We start from the raw sequence: 18478 nt of genomic DNA on the forward strand, positions 1-18478 counted from the left end.
AGCGTTTCGAGGACGGGACCGTCGGCGTCGACGCGCAGCACGGAGCCCTGCTCGTACCGCGCCGCGATAGCACTGGCTTGCGGTGGATCCCAACGCGCCGCAGCGCGCGGCGCCACCCGCTTGCAGGCGCTATAGCGACGACAAGGCCGCGCTATCCGCATTGACGCGCAGCACCGAACCCTGTTCGTACCAGTCCCCCAGCACGATCCGCCGGCAGTCGCGCCCGCCCGCGTCCACCTCGTGCACGGCAGGGCGGTGGGTATGGCCGTGGATCAGCGTGTCCACGCCGAAGCGGAAGAAAGTGTCCGTCACCGCATCGGGCGCCACGTCGGTGATCGTTTCCATCGTGCCCTGCGACGACAGCCCCGACTGATGCGCCTTGCTCGCCGCACGCGCCTGCTGGGCGAACGCCAATCGCGCCGGAAGCGGCTGGGCGAGGAACTGCGCCTGCCACGCTGCGTCGCGGGTCTGTGCGCGGAACTGCTGGTAGGCGACATCGCCGGTGCACAGGGTGTCGCCGTGCATCAGCAGGGCGGGGCGGCCATACAGCATCACCACGCTCGGCTCGGACAGGATCGCCATGCCCGCGCGGCGGGCGTAGTCGCGGCCGAGCAGGAAGTCGCGGTTGCCGTGGATGAACGACACCGGCGTGCCGGACCCGGCCACCGCGCGCAATGCGTCGGCGACGAACGCGCCGGTCTCCGACGGATCGTCGTCGCCGACCCAGGCCTCGAACAGGTCGCCGAGGATGTACAGCGCATCCGCGCCACGCGCCTCCTCGCGCAAAAAGCGGCCGAACAGCTCGGTGATCCGCGGTCGTTCGGCGTCGAGGTGGAGGTCGGAGATGAAGAGCGTGGTCATCGGGCCATTGTAGTGGCGCCGGCGGCGGGCACCGGCGCGTGCCTCGGCCACCGGCTAAAATCACCGGCCTGTCCGCGCCCGAGCTCCCCGCATGACCTGCCGCACCCGTTTCGCCCCCAGTCCCACCGGCTACCTGCACATCGGTGGCGCGCGCACCGCGCTGTACTGCTGGCTGGAGGCGCGCCGCCGCGGCGGACAGTTCATCCTGCGCATCGAGGACACCGACCGTGAGCGCAGCACCCAGGCCGCGATCGACGCGATCCTGCAGGCGATGGACTGGCTCGGCCTGGACTACGACGAAGGCCCGGTCTACCAGACCCACCGGCTCGACCGTTACAGGGACGTCGCCGAGCAGCTGGTCGCGTCCGGCCACGCCTACTACGCCTACGAGACCAAGGACGAGCTGGAGGCGATGCGCGAGGCCGCGATGGCCGCCGGCGACAAGCCGCGCTACAGCGGCGCCGCACGCGATGCCGGGCTGCCGTACCGCGACGACCCCAACCGCGTCATCCGCTTCCGCAACCCGGAGGGCGGCACCGTCGCGTGGGACGACAAGGTCAAGGGCCGCATCGAGATCGCCAACAGCGAACTCGACGACCTGGTGATCTTCCGCTCCGACGGCTACGCCACCTACAACTTCGCGGTGGTGGTCGACGACATCGACATGGGCATCACCGACGTCGTCCGCGGCGACGACCACGTCAACAACACCCCGCGCCAGATCAACATCTACCAGGCCCTCGGCGCGGCCGTGCCGCACTTCGCCCACCTGCCGATGATCCTCGACCCGGAGGGTGCGAAATTGTCCAAGCGCACCGGCGCGGCCGACGTCATGCAGTACCGCGACGCCGGCTACCTGCCGCACGCGCTGCTCAACTACCTGGTGCGGCTGGGCTGGTCGCACGGCGACCAGGAGATCTTCTCGATCGAGGAGATGAAGTCGCTGTTCGACCTCAAGGACGTCAACGCCAAGGCCTCGCGGCTGGACCCGGCCAAGCTCGGCTGGCTCAACCAGCAGTACCTCAAGAGCGACGACGCGGAGGCGGTTGGCCAGCACCTGGAATGGCACCTGCGCGACGCCGGCTACGACCTCGCCACCGGCCCGGCGCCGGCCGACATCGTGCTGGCCCTGCGCGACCGCGTGCAGACGCTGAAGGAGATGGCCGAGCGCGCCGCGGTCTGGTTCGGTCCGCTGGTCGAATACGACGATTCTGCGGTGGCCAAGCACCTCAAGCCGGCCGCGCGCGCGCCGCTGGCCGACGCCCGCGAGCGGTTCGCCGCGCTGCCGGAATGGACCGCCGAGGCGATCAACACCGCGCTGCACGACACCGCCGCCGCGCTGGAGCTGGGCATGGGCAAGGTCGCGCAGCCGATGCGGGTGGCGATCACCGGCACCCAGGTCAGCCCGGACATCTCGCACACCGTGTACCTGGCCGGGCGCGACGAGGCGCTGAAGCGGATCGACGCTGCGCTTGCAAAAGTGCCAGCGGAGTCATAGATCAGGCCCATGGCACACACGCACGCCTGCACCGATCCGCAGCACCACGTCGACGACGGCGATGCCTTCGTCCGCGAGGTCGAGCGGGTGTGCAAGGCGCGGGGGCTGCGGCTGACCCCGATCCGCGCCCACGCGCTGCGGCTGATCGCCGAAGCCGAGCGCCCGGTCAAGGCCTACGAACTGCTCGACCTGATGAAGGCGACGCACGACGCCGCCGCGCCGCCCACGGTGTACCGCGCGCTGGAGTTCCTGCTCGAGCACGGCTTCATCCACAAGCTTTCGTCGATCAACGCCTTCGTCGGCTGCCACCACCCCGGTGGCGAGCAGCACGCGGTGCCGTTCCTGATCTGCGACCGCTGCCATTCGGCGACCGAGCTGGAGGACGAGCAGATCGTCGGTGCGCTGGACGCCCGCGCCCGTGCACTGGGGTTCGTGCCCCGGGCACAGACGCTGGAAGTGCACGGGCTCTGCGCGGAGTGCGCGAAGGCGGGGTAGGGCCTGGCGCTCCCCTGCGGATGTCCTGCGACATCCGGGCGGTTGCCCCCATGGGGACTTCCTTCGGGGGAGTAGGAGCGGCTTCAGCCGCGACCGGTCAGCCGTTCGCCCGCGCCGATTCCAGGGTCACGGTTGAACCCGCTCCTACAGAAGCGCTGACATTTCGTGGATAGCAGGCGTGCAGCGGGATGGCGGGCGCAGAAGCGCCCGCCGTGCCGCCGTCAGAAGAACGCGCGGACGCCGAACTCGACCCCGCGGCCCGGCAACGGCGCCAGGTCCTTGAGGAACGAGGTGTGGGGACGCGCTTCCTCGTCCAGCAGGTTGCTGCCGTCGAGGAACACCTCCCACGCGTTGCCGTCGTGGGTATCGACGTGCCACGCCAGGTGTGCGTCGACGAGCGTATAGGCGGGCGTCACGCGCTCGTGCTCGGCCACGTGGTCCTGTTCCATGTAGCGCACCGCGCCGAGCGAGGCGCGCCATGCCGCATCTTCCCAGCGCAGCTCGGCGCCGGCCCGCGCCGGGGCGATGCGCGGCAGGTGGCCGCTTTTGGCCAGGCGGGCGGTGTGATCGTGGCTGTGGTCGCCGTGGGGGACGGACACCGCGACTTCGCGGCTGCCTTCACCATCGAGCTCGGCGTGCACCACGTCGCCGAACACGCGCACCGCCCAGGCTCCGCTGGCGTTGTCGATGAAGGTCCAGTCCAGCTCCGCCTCGGCACCGTTGAAGCGCGCGTCGTGCTGGGTCCAGGCACGCACCGGGCCGTCGTGCTCCTCGATGCCGGTATCGGCGAGGTAGACGAAATCGTCGAAGCGCACCTGGTAGACCGACGCGCCGACTCTCAGCGGGCCGTGGTGCCAGTGCAGGCCGACCTCGGCGCGGTTGGCGGTCTCCACGTCCAGCCCGGGATCGCCCAGTTCGATACTGCCGGTGGCGACATGCAGGCCGCTCGAGTACAGCTCCTCCGCGGTAGGGGCGCGTTGCGCGCGGTCCATGCCGAACGACAGGTGCACGTCCTCGCTCATGTCCCAGCGCAGGGCGGCGGACAGGCTGGTGGTGTCGAAGTCCCGGTCCGGGCCGATCGCTCCGGCGTTGTCCACATCGACCTCGTTGCGGTCGTGGCGGGCGCCGATTTCCAGGCGGGTCGGGCCGAACCGGCGCTCGCCGATCCAGAACACGCCCGCATCGCGCGACTGCGAGCCGGGCACGAACGCCTCCGCGCCGACGGCGAGGAAGTCGCGCTCCGACCACTGCGTCCCGAGCGCGCCCTGCCATCCCAGCAGTGGCTGGTGCACGAGCTCCACCCGGGCGTCGGTGCTGGTGTTGTCGAACACCGTGCCAACCTCGTCGCCTTCGTATTCGGTGTGGGTGTATTCGGTGCGTGCCAGCTTGACCCGCAGCGACTCGAACGCGCCGAGGTCATCGAGACCGCCGCGCAGTTCGCTGCGGCGCTGGTCCATCACGATGCGCACGCCGCCTTCGGCGTGGGCGGCCTCCTCGTGCTCCTCGCCTTCTTCGTGCCCGTGCTCGTCCTCGTCCTCGTGGGCCGCATGGGTGTGTCCGGGCACGCCATAGCGGCTGTTGAACAGGCTGTAGCCGCCGCCGATGAAGCCGCGGTCACCGACCCAGGAGACGCCGAGCGCCGCGGCATCGGTACGCAATGCGGTGCCGGCCAGCACGCCAGCCACGCCGTCCTCCTCTTCGTGATGTTCATCGTGGCCCGGCTCCTCGTGGTCTTCGTGCTCCCCGTGCTCTTCGTGTGCGCTTTCGCTCTCGGCGAAGCCGGGGATGTCGTAATCGCCGGTCTCGCGGTGCAGCGCATCGAAATGAAATACGACGTTGCCGGATGCCGAGGTGCCATCGAGCCGCACCATGCCGGTCTTCTCGTCATTGACCGTGCCGCCGCGCAGCTCTGCGCGACCTTGCAGTGGTTCGGTGGTCGCCGCCTCGGGGATGCGGCCGTCGATGACATTGACCGCGCCGCCGATCGCGCCGCTGCCGTAGAGCAGGGTGGCGGGGCCCTTCAGCACTTCGATCTGGTCGGCCAGGAACGGTTCGATGCTGACCGCATGGTCGACGCTGACCGTCGATACGTCGCCGGTCCCCAATCCATCGCTGACCACCTGGACGCGGGCACCGTCAAAGCCGCGGATGATCGGCCGACCCACGCCGGGCCCGAAGTACGACGACTGCACGCCAGGCAGCTTGTTCACCGTTTCGCCGAGCGAGTTGGCTTTGGCGGCGTCGAGCGCCTCGCCGGCCAGCACCTCCACCGGCCGCACCAGCTCGTCGGCGGTACCGGCGAGGGGCGTGGCATGCACCTCCACCACTGCCAGATCGGTGGGGTCGTGTTCGTGGTCGCTGCCGGTCTGTGTCTGCGGACCGGCGTGGGCGACCGCCACCGACGTCGACAAGGCGATCGCGAGAGCGGAGGCAAGGACGGCGCGATGGGGAAAACGGGAGCGGCTGGATGTGGGCATCGGGTTACCGGTGATTTGCGTCGATATTGAAATGTTATACCATTACGTCAACGGATCACCCCGCCAGAAGTCACGGTTCTCCATGTCGCCACACCAACGCCATCGTCTGATCGACCGCCTCGGCGCCTGGGGCTCGATCCTGTGCGCCGTCCACTGCGCGGTGTTGCCGGTCATGATCGCCCTGCTGCCGTCGGTGGGGCTTGCCGTGTTTGGCGGGGACGGAATCGAACTCGCGTTTGTCGTCTTCGCCAGCCTGCTCGGGCTGGGCAGCCTGCTGTGGAGCTATCGGCGGCACCGGGTCATGCGGGCGCTTGGGTTGTTGCTGCCGGGGCTGCTGGTGTTGTGGTTCGCGGTGCTGTACCCGCCCCTGCACCATTCGCTGGTGCCGCATGCGGTCGCGATGACCTTCGGCGGCACCCTGGTGGGGCTGGGCCACCTGGTCAATCTGCGGCTCAACCACGGCCACGTACACGACGCCGGATGCGCCCACTGAGCCATGCCCGGCGGTGGCTGTGGTAGGCTAGGCAGCTTCCCGCGCCACGACCGCGGCTCAGATGCGACACCTACGAGCCCGCGCTTCCCGTGCGGGTTTTTCAACTGTTCAAGTACCGATCCGGGAGCAAGACCATGGGCAAGGGCGACCGCAAGACCGCCAAGGGCAAGCGCTACAACTCCAGCTACGGCAACGCCCGCAAGGCCGTGACCAAGGCCGCCGGCACCGCTGCCGCGCCGGTCGCGAAGAAGACCGCCACCACCAAGACCGTCAGCAAGGCGCCGGCCAAGAAGGTCGCCAAGAAGGTGGTCAAGGAGTAAGAGCGCCGGCACCGCCGGTGCAGACGAAAGGCCCCGCCGATGCGGGGCTTTTTCGTTTTGCGCTTCGTTTTGCGCTTCGTTTCCGCGGGCACCGGGTTCAGACCAGCCGGCGCCCGCCCGTGTGGACAGCAGCAGCGAGCTCGCCGCCGAGCCAGTAGCCCAGTTCTGCGGGGTGGTGGACGTTCCAGCGCACGAAGTCGGCGCGCATGCCGGCGCGCAGCATTCCCCGATTGGACAGGCCCAGCGCCCTGGCGGCGTTGACGGTGGCGCCGCGCAGGGCCTCCTCCGGGGTCAGGCGGAAATGCGTGCAGGCCAGCTGCATGGCCTGCCGCATGGACTGCAGCGGCGACGTCCCGGGATTGCAGTCGGTGGCCACCGCCATCGCGACGCCGTGCTCGCGGAACGCGTCCAGCGGCGGCAACCTCGTCTCGCGCAGCACGTGGAAGGCGCCGGGCAGCAGCACCGCGACCGCCCCCGATTCGGCCATCGCCCGCACGCTGTCGAGGTTGCTGTGTTCGACGTGGTCGGCCGAGAGCCCGCCGAACTCCGCCACCAGCCCCGCGCCGCCCAGGTCGCTGAGCTGGTCGGCATGCAGCTTGACCGGCAGGCCCAGCGCACGCGCGGCGTCGAACACCCGTCGGGTCTGTTCCGGACTGAAGCCGATGCCTTCGCAGAATGCGTCGACGGCGTCGACCAGGCTTTCGGCGTGCAGCCGTGGCAGCCATTCGATCACCGCGTCGATGTAGTCGTCGGCGCGACCGGCGTATTCAGGCGGCAGCGCGTGCGCGCCGAGGTAGGTGGTGCGCACGTCGATGCCGAGGTGCTCGCCGATCCGGCGCGCGACGCGCAGCATCTTGCGTTCGTTGTCGTAGTCCAGGCCGTAGCCGGACTTGATCTCCAGCGTGGTCGCGCCATCGGCGAGCAGGGCCTTCGCGCGCGGCAGCGACTGGCGGAGCAGCTCGGCCTCGTCGGCCCCGCGCACCGCGCGCACGGTCGAGACGATGCCGCCGCCGGCGCGGGCGATGTCCTCGTAGCTGGCCCCCTGCAGGCGCATCTCGAACTCGCGGGCGCGGTCGCCGGCGAACACCAGGTGGGTGTGGCAGTCGACCAGCCCCGGGGTGATCCAGCCGTCGGCTTCGATCACCTCGTCGGCGAGTGCGGAGGGGTCGCCGGCCAGGCCGGCGCGCGGGCCGACGTACGTCAGGACGCCGTCGCGCCAGCCCAGCGCACCGTCGGCGATCGCGCCGTAGCCGTCGCCGTCGAGCGTGGCCAGCGACGCGCCGAGAATCAGTCCGTCCCAGTGGGGGCGGTCGGAGGCAATCGTCATGCGTGGGGTTCCGGTTGCAGGCGCGGCGCCAGCCGCAGGGCCAGTGCCTTGTAGATGGGGACGGGGCACAGCAGGCTCGACGCGCCCCGCGCGATGAGCACCACGGCGAGGATCGGCAGCAGCAGCTCGTGGTTGTCGGTCAGCTCCATCGAGATCACCGCCGAGGTCAGCGGCGCCTGGGTGACTCCGGTCAGGTACGCCGCCATGCCGAGCAGGACCACGGCCGAGGGATCCACCCCCGGGAACAGCAGCGCGAGGTTGTCACCGAGGCCGGCACCCACCGCCAGTGCCGGCGAGAACAGCCCGCCCGGAATGCCCGCGAGATACGAGGCCAGGTTGGCGACCAGCTTGGACACGCCGAATTCCGCACCGATCGAACCGTCGCCGCTGAGCAGTGCGTGCGCCTGCTCGTAGCCGGTGCCGAACACGCTTCCGCCGAGCGCGGTGCCGAGTACCGCCAGCAGCAGCCCGCACGCGGTGGCGAACAGCACCGGCCAGCGCGCGCGGGCATGCCCCAGCCAGCGGGGCCGCCCATCGGCCGCGGCCACCACCAGCCGGGCGAACAGGCCACCGAGCAGCCCGCCCACCAGTCCGCAGGCCAGTACCGCGAGCCAGCCCTCGCCCAGCGGCAGCTTCGCGGCGACGTGGCCGAAGTAGGCGTAGTCGCCCAGCAACCCCAGCGACACCACGCCACCGATGATCACCGCGGTCAGCAGCGTCCCGGAGAAGCGCTGTTCGAACGCGCCACTGAGCTCCTCGATCGCGAACACCACGCCGGCAAGCGGCGTGTTGAACGCCGCCGCAATGCCCGCGGCACCGCCGGCGAGCAGGAAGCGCGAGGCCTGGTACGGATCGCCGTAACCGAAGCGGCGGCCGATCGCGTGCATGATGCCGGCACCGACATGCACCGTTGGCCCCTCGCGACCCACCGAGGCGCCGCCCAGCAGCGCCAGTACGGTCAGCGCCAGCTTGCTCGCGGAGACCTTCAGCGACAGTTGCGCGGCACGGAAGTCCTCGCGGGTTTCCTGCAGCGACGCGATCACCTGCGGGATGCCACTGCCGCGGGTGGCGGCCAGCGGGCCCGATGCGGCCCAGGCGAGCAGGGCGAACGTCGCCGGGGTCAGCAGCAGCGCCCAGTACGGCGAATGCGCGGTGACGCCAAGGAACACCGCGAATGCGGCATCGGCGATCTTCGCGAAGGCGATCGCCGCGAGCGCCACCGCCACCGCGCCGCCCCACAATGCCAGCCGGCGCTTCCAGGCATCCGGCGACCACAACCGGGTCAAACCGCTTTCGGACAGGTCGGGCGGCGGTGGAGCGTGTTCGGCCATCGGGCCATTGTAGGCGGCCGCGCCGCGTCGGCCGACCGCATGGCCACGGGCGAGGGTCGCAAGCCGGCGGTCGCCACGAGACAATCGCTGCATGAGCATCGACGATCGCGCAAAGACCTGGCACCCCGCGAACGAACGCCGGCTGCCGGGCATCGCCAACCTGCATTCTCACGCGTTCCAGCGTGCCATGGCCGGCATGGCCGAGCGCCAGACCGATCCGGCCGACTCGTTCTGGACCTGGCGCGAGACCATGTACCGCTTCGCCGGCCGCTTCACGCCGGACACCCTGCACGCCGTGGCCGCGCAGCTCTATGCGGAGATGCTCGAAGCCGGCTACACCACCGTGTGCGAGTTCCACTACCTGCACCACGCGCCCGACGGCAGGCCGTACGCCGATCCGGCCGCGATGTCGCGCGCGCTGCTGCAGGCCGCGCGTGACACCGGCATCCGCATCACCCTGTTGCCGGTGCTCTACATGACCGGCGGCTTCGACGGCCGGCCGCTCGGCGAGCGCCAGAAGCGTTTCGGCCACGACGTCGACGGTTACCTGCGCCTGCTCGAACGCCTGCGTCCCGAACAGGACGACACCGTGCGCATCGGCTGCGCGCTGCACAGCCTGCGCGCGGTGCCGCCCACCGCCATGTGCGAGGTGCTCGCGGCGCTGCCGGGCGACAGCCGGGTGCACATCCACATCGCCGAGCAGGTCGCCGAGGTGGAGGAGTGCATCGCCACCCGCGGTGCGCGACCGGTGCAGTGGCTGCTGGAGAACGCACCGGTCGACCGGCGCTGGACCCTGGTCCACGCCACCCACCTGGCGGGCTCGGAAGTGCTGGGCGTCGCCGCATCGGGCGCCACCGTCGCGCTCTGCCCGACCACCGAGGCCAACCTCGGCGACGGCCTGTTCCCGCTGCGCGACTATCTCGACGCCGGTGGACGCTGGGGCATCGGTTCCGACTCGCACATCTCGGTATCCCCCGTGGAGGAGCTGCGCTGGCTGGAATACGGCCAGCGGCTGGTCACCCGGCGTCGCAACATCGCCGCCGATGCGCGCAACCCCAGCGTCGGCGAAGCGCTGCTGCGCGGCGTGGTCGCCAGCGCTGCCCACTCCACGGGGCAGGCCAACGCCGCCGACGCCGATCGCCTGTTGCTGGACCCCGACGCGGCGCAACTCGCCGGCGCGACCGACACCGATGCGATCGACCGATGGATCTTCGCCGGCAACCGCAATGCCGTGCGGGAGACGGTGGTCGGCGGTCGGCAGGTAGTCGCCGGCGGGCGGCATGTCGCGGCCGACGCGATCGCGGGCGGCTATCGCAGCGCGATGCGCGCGCTGCTGCGGGACTGGTGATCGCGCGGATTTCCGCGAGCGCCCACGAACGTAGGAGCGACGTGAGTCGCGACCCACTGACCGTGCAGAAGTGCGTCGATCCACGCGGAGCTTCGATCGCGCGGCCGCGACACGCGTTGACCGCGGCGCTGCCGGTTGCCAGTGGGTCGCGACTCACGTCGCTCCTACACGTGCAGGACCTGTCAGGCGACGGCGAACAGGTCCGACTTCGGCAGCGCGCCTTCCAGCTCCAGCAGGAACCGCTTGGTCGGCAGGCCGCCACCGAACCCGGTCAGGCTGCCGTCGGCACCGATCACCCGGTGGCAGGGCAGCACGATCGGCAGCGGGTTGCGGCCGTTCGCCGCGCCGACCGCGCGCATCGCGGTCGGCCTACCCACGCGCGAGGCCAGTTGCGCGTAGCTGACCGTCTGTCCGTACGGAATCGAGGCCAGCGTCTGCCACACCATGTGCTGGAACTCGGTGCCGCGCGGCGCCAGCGGCAGGTCGAACGCCGTTCGTCGGCCGTCGAAGTACTCCTCCAGTTGCCGGCGGACGCGGTCGATCAGCGGATGCGATCCCTCGCGCCAGTCGGCGCCGCGCTTCACCGGGTGGCGCGCCTGGTGGAACTCGATGGTGCGCAGGCCGTTGTCGCCGGTCGCCACCAGCAGCGGGCCGACCGGGCTGTCGATGGTGGTGCAGGTGGTGGTCATGGGTGCTCTCCGCTTTCGTCTCGGGGCGATGCCGCGGTACCGGTCCTGGCGCGTGTACCGCTCGCTGCCGCGTTGGGACGCTTCGATGTGCCGGGCGCGGCGGCTTTCCCGCGTGGGGACCGGCTGGTCTCCGGTCCACCGCCGCTGCCACCGGTGCTGGTCGTTGTCTGCTGCTGCAATTTTTTGCCTTGGGGCGTTTCGGCGCCCGCATCCACGGCGCGGCGCCACAGGTGCATGACCGCGTAGGACCGCCAGGGCCGCCACGCTTCAGCGCGCGCCGACAGTGCCCTGGCGGTCAGCGCGGTGCCATCGTCACTCGCCACCCGGCGCAGGACCAGGTCCTCGGCGGGGAATGCGTCGGGATGGCCGAGCGCGCGCATGGCGATGTACTGCGCGGTCCACGGCCCGATGCCGGGCAGCGCGACCCAGCGGTCGACGAAGTCTTCCAGCGTGCGCTCGGGGTTGAAGTCGACCCGTCCGTCGAGCAGGGCGCGGGCCATGCCGCGGATCGTGTCGGCCCGCGCGCGGGTCACGCCGAGTGTCGTGAGGTCGGCGTCCGCCAGCGCGGACGGGGTCGGAAACAGATGGTCGAGACCGGGCGCAAGCGGCGCGTCCAGTGCCCGGCCATGGGCGTGCGCCAGCCGGGTGGCCAGCGTCCGCGCCGCGGCCACGCTGACCTGCTGGCCGAGGATGGCGCGCACCGCGATCTCGAAACCGTCCCAGCCGCCCGGTAGCCGCAGGCCGGGGCGCCGTGCCAGCAGCGGGCGCAGCACCGGATCGTTCGACAGCGCCGCCTCGATGACGCGCGGGTCGGCGTCCAGGTCGAACATCCGTCGCAGCCGCGCCACGATCGGCAACAGCCGGACCGGCGCGATGCCGTGTACCTGCAGTTCCAGCGCATGCTCGCCATCGGGCGCGGCGCCCACGCGCAACCAGCCGGGCGGGGTGTCGGGCGCGTCATCCGGCGGCGGGATGACGCGCGCATAGAAATCGTCGCCGACCGCCTCGACCCGCGGCAGGGCGCGCGACCGCAGGAAGTCGAGCATAGCGCCGAAGTCGTAGGGCGGGCGGTAACCCAGGCGCAGGTTCAGCGCCTCGTCGGCACCGACCCGCGGGCGCCGGCGCAGCTCGCGCGGCGCCATCCGGTAGGCCTCGCGGAACGCGGTGTTGAACCGGCGCAGGCTGCCGAACCCCGCCGCCAGCGCGACCTCGGTGATCGGCAGCGCGGTCTCGGTCAGCAACTGCTTGGCGAACAGCAGCCGCCGCGTGCCGTGCACGCCCAGCGGCGCCGCGCCCAGGCGCTCGACGAACAGCCGGCGCAACTGCCGCTCGCCCAGCCCGACCCGCGTCGCCAGTTCCGCCAATGGCGCCTCCGCCAGCACGCCCTGTTCGATCAGCTTGAGCGCGCGCGCCACCGTCGCGTCGCCGCGACGCCACGCGTCGTCACCGGGCGACAGCTCCGGCCGGCAGCGCAGGCAAGGCCGGAACCCGGCCGCCTCGGCCGCCGCCGCGTGGGCGTAGTAGGTCACGTTCTCGCGCCGTGGCGCCGGTGCGGGGCACACCGGCCGGCAGTAGATCCCGGTACTCGTCACTGCGGTGAAGAACAGGCCGTCGAAGCGCGCGTCGCGGCTCAGCCGCGCCTGTTCGCAGACCTGCGGGTCGAGGGTGCGGGCGAGGGCGGCCGGGGAGGACATGGGTGCAGGCTAGCACCGGGCAAGAAGGCAAACTCGCCGGTTTCGGACATGAATGCCGGAGCGGAATCCGGGGCGTTCATCTAGCGCGTTTTTGTCCGTTCCGAACGGCTCCTCATGCTCTTGTAGGAGCGACGTGAGTCGCGACCTGTACATCGTGGCCGGAGCCGACCGGGTCGACCGCTGTCCACCCGCACGAAGCGGTTTCGATCCTCCGGTCCTTCAGAAGCAATACCGCGCCTGGCTACGGTGCCGCCTCACCTCGCAACGACGCTTCCAGCACTTCCAGCGCGTCGGCATCGCCATCGTTCGGGGCGGGGGCCAGCCCGATCAGCCGCATCAGCAGCGGGTACACGTCGACATTGTCGAACGCCGGCACCACCACGCCATCGCGCACCGACGGACCACGCGCGAGGAAGATCGCCCGCATCGACGGCAGGGCCGGATCGAACCCGTGCGAGCCGCGGTTGCCGGTGCGCGGCCGCTGCGCCATCCACTCGCGCGCGGATGCGTCCCAGCCCTCGTTCATCTGGCAGACGATCGCCGGCACCCGCGGATGCGTCCCGTACGCCCAGCGCGGCGGCAGCTCGCCCTTGCGCCAGCACGCGTAGTGCCCGTGGTCGCCCAGCAGTTGCGCCTCGGCGGCGTCCGCGCGGCCGGGCAGGGGCTGGAAGCCGACCGACTGCCCGTAACTCACCGCGCGCGCATCGGCCGGGTCGACCATGTCCTCGACCGCGAGCACGTGATCCATCGCCACCGTCGCCATGCCGTGGTCGGACACCACGACCAGGTCGACCGCGTCCGCCAGCCCGCGCGCGTCCAGCCCATCCAGCAGTCGCCCGATCGCCTCGTCCACCGCCACGATGGCTTCGCGCGCCTCGGCCGAACCCGGCCCCGCACCGTGGCCGGCATGGTCGAGCGCATCGAAATACAGCGTCGCGAACCGCGGCCGCGTCGCCGCCGGCTCCGACAGCCAGCCCAGCACCGTATCGACCCGCGCGGCCATCGGCATGTCGCCGTCGTACGGCAGCCAGCGATCCGGCCGCACACCGCCGATCGCCGCTTCGCTGCCCGGCCAGAACACGGTCGCGGTCGACAGCCCGGCGTTTTCCGCCGTGACCCACACCGGCTCGCCACCCCACCAGCGGCCGTCGCCCACCGCCTCGCGCCGGCCGAGGCTGAAGTCGCCCAGCACCAGGTCGTGCATCGTGTTGTGGACGATGCCGTGGTGGTCGGGCCGCAGCCCGGTCACGATCGTGTAGTGGTTCGGGAACGTCAGGCTCGGGTACGACGGCGTCATCCACGCCGCACGCGCGCCATCGGCGGCGATGCGCTCGAGGTTGGGCGTGAGGCCCAGCTCCAGGTAGTCGGCGCGGAAGCCGTCGATCGACACCAGCAGCACGCTGGGACAGGCGTCCGCGTGGATGCCGGCATCTGGCGCGACGGCTGCTTCCGTCGACGGTGTGGACGCGCAGCCGGCCACGGCCAGCGCAGCGAAAGCGGCCAGTGCCGCGGCTCTGATCGAATGCATCCGCCGATCATAGCCAGCGGATGTTGCGATTCTCCCGCACGGGCTTTGCCGCCCTTGGCCGCAATCGCCGGGAAATCAAGCCTGTCAGCTCCCTGAATCCATCCCCGCGCCAGTCCGGCATCGCTCTCCCTCGGGCGTATGCTGGCCGACAGCACCCGTTCGTATCCCGGAGGTGACCGCCATGAAACGCCTGATGCTCGCCAGCCTGCTCGGTTCGCTCGCTTTCGCCGCCGCGGCCCAGGACACCACGACCGACGCCGCCGTGGACGCCCGGACCCAGGCCGAACAGACCGACACCACGCCCGTCGACACCCGCACCGGCACCGAAACCACCGTCGAACGCGACGCACGCCGCGACTGCATGCGCTACACCGGCAGCCACATCCTTGCCCGCCGCAGCGAACGCAATGCCGCGCCGGCCGAGACCGACGCCGTCGGCGAACTCGACCGCGACGAATGCATTGCGGCCAACGGCCGCGTCTACAGCCGCGACGATCTCATGCGCACCGGCGAGACCGACATCGCCGATGCCCTGCGGCGGCTGGATCCCGCGATCCGCTGAGTCGGCCGCAGCCTCGATACGCGAACGCCCGGGTCCTCCCCGGGCGTTTTTCCTTCTTCGGTAAAGCCCGTTCGTGTCCTACAGGCGCCCGAACCCGCGACGGATCGCCCCGCGCCCCCCACCGCCAACCCCCTGCGATAATCGACGCCTCGCTCCAGACCAAAGGACCCGCGTCGATGTCCACCCGCCACGACCCCTCCCGCACCATCCGCGCCCCGCGCGGCACCGAGCTCAGCTGCAGGTCGTGGCTGACCGAGGCGCCGTACCGGATGCTGCAGAACAACCTCGACGCCGAGGTCGCCGAGCGCCCGGAGGACCTCGTCGTCTACGGTGGCATCGGCCGCGCCGCGCGCGACTGGGAGAGCTACGACGCGATCCTCGCATCGCTGCGCAACCTGTCCGACGACGAGACCCTGCTGGTCCAGTCCGGCAAGCCGGTCGGCATCTTCCCGACCCACACCGACGCGCCGCGCGTGCTGATCGCCAACTCCAACCTAGTGCCGGCCTGGGCCAACTGGGAGCACTTCCACGAGCTCGACCGCAAGGGCCTGATGATGTACGGCCAGATGACCGCCGGCTCGTGGATCTACATCGGCAGTCAGGGCATCGTGCAGGGCACCTACGAGACCTTCGTCGAGATGGGCCGCCAGCATTACGGCGGCGACCTCACCGGCAAGTGGATCCTGACCGCGGGCCTGGGCGGCATGGGCGGCGCGCAGCCGCTGGCGGCGAGCCTCGCCGGCGCCAGCAGCCTCAACATCGAGTGCCAGCAGAGCCGCATCGACTTCCGCCTCAAGACCCGCTACGTCGACGAGCAGGCCACCGACCTCGATGACGCACTCGCCCGCATCGAGCGGTACACGAAGGCCGGCCAGGCCAAGTCGATCGCGCTGCTCGGCAACGCCGCCGAGGTACTGCCGGAACTGGTGAAGCGCGGCGTGCGCCCGGACGCGGTCACCGACCAGACCAGCGCCCACGACCCCGTGCACGGCTACCTGCCGATCGGCTGGACCGTCGAGCAGTGGATCGAGGCGCAGAAGGCCGACCCCGACACCGTGCGCGACGAGGCCAAGAAGTCGATGCGCGTGCACGTCGAGGCGATGCTCGCGTTCGAGAAGCAGGGCATCCCGACCTTCGACTACGGCAACAACATCCGCCAGATGGCGTTCGACGAGGGCTGCAAGGACGCCTTCGACTTCCCGGGCTTCGTGCCGGCCTACGTGCGCCCGCTGTTCTGCAAGGGCGTCGGCCCGTTCCGCTGGGTCGCGCTCAGCGGCGATCCGGAGGACATCTACAAAACCGACGCCAAGGTCAAGGAACTGATCCCCGACGACACCCACCTGCACAACTGGCTCGACATGGCGCGCGAGCGCGTCGCCTTCCAGGGCCTGCCGGCGCGCATCTGCTGGGTCGGCCTCGGCCTGCGCCACAAGCTCGGCCTGGCGTTCAACGAGATGGTGCGCAACGGCGAGCTGAAGGCGCCCGTGGTGATCGGCCGCGACCACCTCGACAGCGGCAGCGTCGCCTCGCCCAATCGCGAGACCGAGTCGATGATGGACGGCAGCGACGCCGTGTCCGACTGGCCGCTGCTCAACGCGATGCTCAACGTCGCCGGCGGCGCGACCTGGGTCAGCCTGCACCACGGCGGCGGCGTGGGCATGGGTTATAGCCAGCACAGCGGCGTCGTCATCGTCTGCGACGGCAGCGAAGCCGCCGACAAGCGCATCGAGCGCGTGCTGTGGAACGACCCCGGCACCGGCGTGATGCGCCATGCGGATGCCGGATACGACATCGCGAAGGCGTGTGCGAGGGAGCAGGGGCTGAAGCTGCCGATGGTCGACTGACGCCGCGGTGGGCGTTAACTTGTTGTAACCGGCCACTGCGAGTGGCCGGTCCATGGATGGATGACCAACTCAGGGAGAAGAGCGATGGACGCCAGAAGCGGCGCGCATTGGGTCGCGTGGGCCAACACCCATGCCAGGAACAGCCGGCGGATCGAGGATCTTGAGGCGTCCTTCCGGCGTGATGTGAAAGCATTCATCAAGGCGCTGGAAGACGCGGGAGCGCGCGTCGAGGTTTCGGCGACGCGCCGCAGCCCCAAGCGGGCATACCTGTTCCATTGGTCGTGGAAGATTGCGAACGGCAAGTGCCGGCCGGCGGACGCCGATCCGATGGCGGGCGTCGGGATCCGCTGGGACCATGGTGACGACGCGGCAAGCAGGGCGGGCGCCCTGGAGATGACACGCGGCTTCGGGCTGGCGATGCCGCCGCGCAGCGTCTTCGCGCCGGCGCTCACCAGCAACCACATCGCCGGGCGTGCGATCGACATGGCCATTCGCTGGAGCGGGACCGTGGAGTTCCGCCGCCGGGATGGCTCGATGGCGGCGATCGCCTGGACACCGGATGTCAACGCCAACCTGGCGCTGCATGACCTGGGTGCCTCGTACGGCGTGCGGAAGCTGAGGTCGGATGCGCCGCACTGGTCCTTCAACGGGAGGTAGTCCAATCATGCGTGCCCGTTCCATCACCAGAATTCCCACCGCGCTCTCCTGTGTCTTGCTGTCGGCGTGCGTATCCGGTGCTGCCTCAGGCGACATCGGAAGCCGGGATGACACACCCGCGGTCGGTTGGCTGCATGGCTCCTGCATCGCGCTGGCGGACGACCGCGTGGAGCCGGGGACAAGCGTCACGGTAGTAACGTTGGATGATCCGCAGCGCGTGGTTGCGGCCCGGATCGTGCGCCGCGCCAAAGCCGCGGACAGCTGCCCGGCGCTGCTCGAGGATCGCGGCGGGATGAACCTGGCGGACGGCCTGTCATTCCATCTGGTGGAGCCCGCCGACGAGTCGGAGCTGGCCATCGGGGTGCTGGTGCCTGTCGGCTTTACCTCGACACCTGCCGAGTCGCTGGATGTCGACGGCGACGGCCGCAGGGACACGTTCGGCCATTGCGCCACCTCCGAAGGCATCCGCTTCTTCGTCCGCGCCGCAGGGGACGGCCGTAGCTTGTGGAGTGGCTACTATCATCTCGGCTACGACGTGCAGCCCGACTGTCCCGAGGCATCGGCGGAGGATTGAAGGTAACGCGGGCTACGGGATCGCCAAGCAGTGCGCGAAGGAGCAGGGGCTGAAGCGGCCGATGCTCTGATCGACGGAAACGGCCAGGCACACGCCTGGCCTTTTCGCATACGGGTTCCGGGACATCTACTCCGGCAACGGGTTGCCGGTGAAAACCGCCAGCTGGGCGGCGAAAGCACGCTTGAAGGCGGGCCGGGCTTCGCCGCGGGCGACATAGTCGGCGAGGTTCGGGTGCTCCTCCAACAGGCCTGATCCGTTCAACCTGCGCAGCACCGTCACCATCATCAGGTCGCCGGCACTGAACGCGCCATCGATCCAATCGGCATCGCCAAGGCGAGTGGAAAGCTGGCGCAGCCGCTTGCGGACCCGGTCGTCAAGCATGGGCAGCCGCCCCTCGTACCAGGGCTTGTCGCGCTCCACGATCGTGGCCATTGAACGCTCGACGATCGGCGGCTCCAACGTGGTGAGCGCGGCGAACATCCATGTGATCGCGCGTGCCCGGGCATTCGCGTCGTCCGGCAGCAGACCCGCATGGCGTTCCGCGACATGGAGCACGATCGACCCCGATTCGAACAGGGCCAGATCGTCCTCTTCATAGGTCGGGATCTGCCCGAAGGGATGAAGCGCCCGATGCGCGGGCGCCTTCATCTCGTCGAATGAAACCAGACGAACGTCGTAGGGCTGGCCAACTTCCTCAAGCGCCCAGCGAACGCGCATGTCCCGGGCGTGTCCCTTGCCGCGGTCGGGTGAGCGTTCGAAGGCGGTGATAGTGGGCGCCAT

17 protein-coding genes are annotated in these 18478 nt (G+C 70.3%); 9 read left to right on the plus strand and 8 right to left on the minus strand.

Annotated features, from left to right (window positions below):
* Positions 1–129: 129 nt before the first annotated feature.
* Positions 130–861, minus strand: a complete 732-nt coding sequence (gene lpxH / locus U8331_RS04330; RefSeq protein WP_481132384.1) for a UDP-2,3-diacylglucosamine diphosphatase — start codon at positions 859–861, stop codon at positions 130–132.
* 91 nt (positions 862–952) lie between these two features.
* Here lpxH and gltX point away from each other — a divergent pair, with 91 nt between their 5' ends.
* Positions 953–2359, plus strand: a complete 1407-nt coding sequence (gene gltX, locus U8331_RS04335) for a glutamate--tRNA ligase (RefSeq protein WP_481132385.1) — start codon at positions 953–955, stop codon at positions 2357–2359.
* Positions 2360–2368: 9 nt separating this feature from the next.
* Positions 2369–2854, plus strand: coding sequence for a transcriptional repressor (locus U8331_RS04340; RefSeq protein ID WP_481132386.1), 486 nt, complete (start codon positions 2369–2371; stop codon positions 2852–2854).
* A gap of 221 nt (positions 2855–3075) precedes the next feature.
* Here the strand turns inward: U8331_RS04340 and U8331_RS04345 are convergent, their stop codons facing one another.
* Positions 3076–5265, minus strand: a complete 2190-nt coding sequence (locus tag U8331_RS04345) for a TonB-dependent receptor (protein WP_481132387.1) — start codon at positions 5263–5265, stop codon at positions 3076–3078.
* Positions 5266–5413: 148 nt separating this feature from the next.
* On the opposite strand from U8331_RS04345, the gene U8331_RS04350 reads away from it, so the two are divergent.
* Complete coding sequence (locus U8331_RS04350; protein WP_481132388.1) at positions 5414–5824, plus strand: MerC domain-containing protein; 411 nt, start codon at positions 5414–5416, stop codon at positions 5822–5824.
* A 134-nt stretch (positions 5825–5958) separates the two neighbouring features.
* Complete coding sequence (locus tag U8331_RS04355; protein WP_215218547.1) at positions 5959–6144, plus strand: 30S ribosomal protein THX; 186 nt, start codon at positions 5959–5961, stop codon at positions 6142–6144.
* 97 nt (positions 6145–6241) lie between these two features.
* On the opposite strand, the gene hutI is transcribed toward U8331_RS04355, so the two are convergent.
* Positions 6242–7471, minus strand: a complete 1230-nt coding sequence (hutI, locus tag U8331_RS04360; RefSeq protein WP_481132389.1) for an imidazolonepropionase — start codon at positions 7469–7471, stop codon at positions 6242–6244.
* On the minus strand, positions 7468–8802 hold the full coding sequence (locus tag U8331_RS04365; protein ID WP_481132390.1) for a chloride channel protein: 1335 nt from the start codon (positions 8800–8802) through the stop codon (positions 7468–7470). The genes hutI and U8331_RS04365 overlap by 4 nt, the downstream gene beginning before the upstream one ends.
* A gap of 91 nt (positions 8803–8893) precedes the next feature.
* Here U8331_RS04365 and U8331_RS04370 point away from each other — a divergent pair, with 91 nt between their 5' ends.
* Positions 8894–10150, plus strand: a complete 1257-nt coding sequence (locus tag U8331_RS04370; protein WP_481132391.1) for a formimidoylglutamate deiminase — start codon at positions 8894–8896, stop codon at positions 10148–10150.
* Positions 10151–10332: 182 nt separating this feature from the next.
* On the opposite strand, the gene U8331_RS04375 is transcribed toward U8331_RS04370, so the two are convergent.
* From U8331_RS04375 to U8331_RS04385, 3 genes are all read right to left on the minus strand, one after another.
* Positions 10333–10839: a methylated-DNA--[protein]-cysteine S-methyltransferase gene (locus tag U8331_RS04375; protein ID WP_481132392.1), complete on the minus strand. Its 507-nt coding sequence runs from the start codon at positions 10837–10839 to the stop codon at positions 10333–10335.
* Complete coding sequence (locus U8331_RS04380; RefSeq protein ID WP_481132393.1) at positions 10836–12533, minus strand: AlkA N-terminal domain-containing protein; 1698 nt, start codon at positions 12531–12533, stop codon at positions 10836–10838. The genes U8331_RS04375 and U8331_RS04380 overlap by 4 nt, the downstream gene beginning before the upstream one ends.
* A gap of 241 nt (positions 12534–12774) precedes the next feature.
* Positions 12775–14061, minus strand: a complete 1287-nt coding sequence (locus U8331_RS04385; RefSeq protein WP_481132394.1) for an alkaline phosphatase family protein — start codon at positions 14059–14061, stop codon at positions 12775–12777.
* Between the two features lie 181 nt (positions 14062–14242).
* Here U8331_RS04385 and U8331_RS04390 point away from each other — a divergent pair, with 181 nt between their 5' ends.
* From U8331_RS04390 to U8331_RS04405, 4 genes are all read left to right on the plus strand, one after another.
* On the plus strand, positions 14243–14623 hold the full coding sequence (locus tag U8331_RS04390) for a hypothetical protein (RefSeq protein ID WP_481132395.1): 381 nt from the start codon (positions 14243–14245) through the stop codon (positions 14621–14623).
* Between the two features lie 176 nt (positions 14624–14799).
* Positions 14800–16467, plus strand: a complete 1668-nt coding sequence (gene hutU / locus U8331_RS04395) for a urocanate hydratase (protein WP_481132396.1) — start codon at positions 14800–14802, stop codon at positions 16465–16467.
* An 84-nt stretch (positions 16468–16551) separates the two neighbouring features.
* Positions 16552–17124, plus strand: coding sequence for a hypothetical protein (locus tag U8331_RS04400; RefSeq protein WP_481132397.1), 573 nt, complete (start codon positions 16552–16554; stop codon positions 17122–17124).
* 7 nt (positions 17125–17131) lie between these two features.
* Positions 17132–17698, plus strand: coding sequence for a hypothetical protein (locus U8331_RS04405; protein ID WP_481132398.1), 567 nt, complete (start codon positions 17132–17134; stop codon positions 17696–17698).
* A gap of 126 nt (positions 17699–17824) precedes the next feature.
* On the opposite strand, the gene U8331_RS04410 is transcribed toward U8331_RS04405, so the two are convergent.
* Positions 17825–18478 (minus strand): glutathione S-transferase family protein, encoded by a 654-nt coding sequence (locus tag U8331_RS04410; RefSeq protein WP_481132399.1) that lies wholly within the window; start codon positions 18476–18478, stop codon positions 17825–17827.

It is taken from the genome of Lysobacter sp. CC-YZS074 (assembly GCF_056739745.1).

Bases quoted from the DNA above. Each gene is read 5' to 3' on its own strand.
- U8331_RS04390 (WP_481132395.1), top strand. From the start codon at position 14,243: ATGAAACGCCTGATGCTCGCCAGCCTGCTCGGTTCGCTCGCTTTCGCC.
- U8331_RS04410 (WP_481132399.1), bottom strand. From the start codon at position 18,478: ATGGCGCCCACTATCACCGCCTTCGAACGCTCACCCGACCGCGGCAAG.
- U8331_RS04405 (WP_481132398.1), top strand. From the start codon at position 17,132: ATGCGTGCCCGTTCCATCACCAGAATTCCCACCGCGCTCTCCTGTGTC.
- U8331_RS04375 (WP_481132392.1), bottom strand. From the start codon at position 10,839: ATGACCACCACCTGCACCACCATCGACAGCCCGGTCGGCCCGCTGCTG.
- U8331_RS04365 (WP_481132390.1), bottom strand. From the start codon at position 8,802: ATGGCCGAACACGCTCCACCGCCGCCCGACCTGTCCGAAAGCGGTTTG.
- U8331_RS04340 (WP_481132386.1), top strand. From the start codon at position 2,369: ATGGCACACACGCACGCCTGCACCGATCCGCAGCACCACGTCGACGAC.
- U8331_RS04380 (WP_481132393.1), bottom strand. From the start codon at position 12,533: ATGTCCTCCCCGGCCGCCCTCGCCCGCACCCTCGACCCGCAGGTCTGC.
- U8331_RS04370 (WP_481132391.1), top strand. From the start codon at position 8,894: ATGAGCATCGACGATCGCGCAAAGACCTGGCACCCCGCGAACGAACGC.
- U8331_RS04385 (WP_481132394.1), bottom strand. From the start codon at position 14,061: ATGCATTCGATCAGAGCCGCGGCACTGGCCGCTTTCGCTGCGCTGGCC.
- gltX (WP_481132385.1), top strand. From the start codon at position 953: ATGACCTGCCGCACCCGTTTCGCCCCCAGTCCCACCGGCTACCTGCAC.
- hutU (WP_481132396.1), top strand. From the start codon at position 14,800: ATGTCCACCCGCCACGACCCCTCCCGCACCATCCGCGCCCCGCGCGGC.
- U8331_RS04400 (WP_481132397.1), top strand. From the start codon at position 16,552: ATGGACGCCAGAAGCGGCGCGCATTGGGTCGCGTGGGCCAACACCCAT.
- lpxH (WP_481132384.1), bottom strand. From the start codon at position 861: ATGACCACGCTCTTCATCTCCGACCTCCACCTCGACGCCGAACGACCG.
- U8331_RS04350 (WP_481132388.1), top strand. From the start codon at position 5,414: ATGTCGCCACACCAACGCCATCGTCTGATCGACCGCCTCGGCGCCTGG.
- hutI (WP_481132389.1), bottom strand. From the start codon at position 7,471: ATGACGATTGCCTCCGACCGCCCCCACTGGGACGGACTGATTCTCGGC.
- U8331_RS04355 (WP_215218547.1), top strand. From the start codon at position 5,959: ATGGGCAAGGGCGACCGCAAGACCGCCAAGGGCAAGCGCTACAACTCC.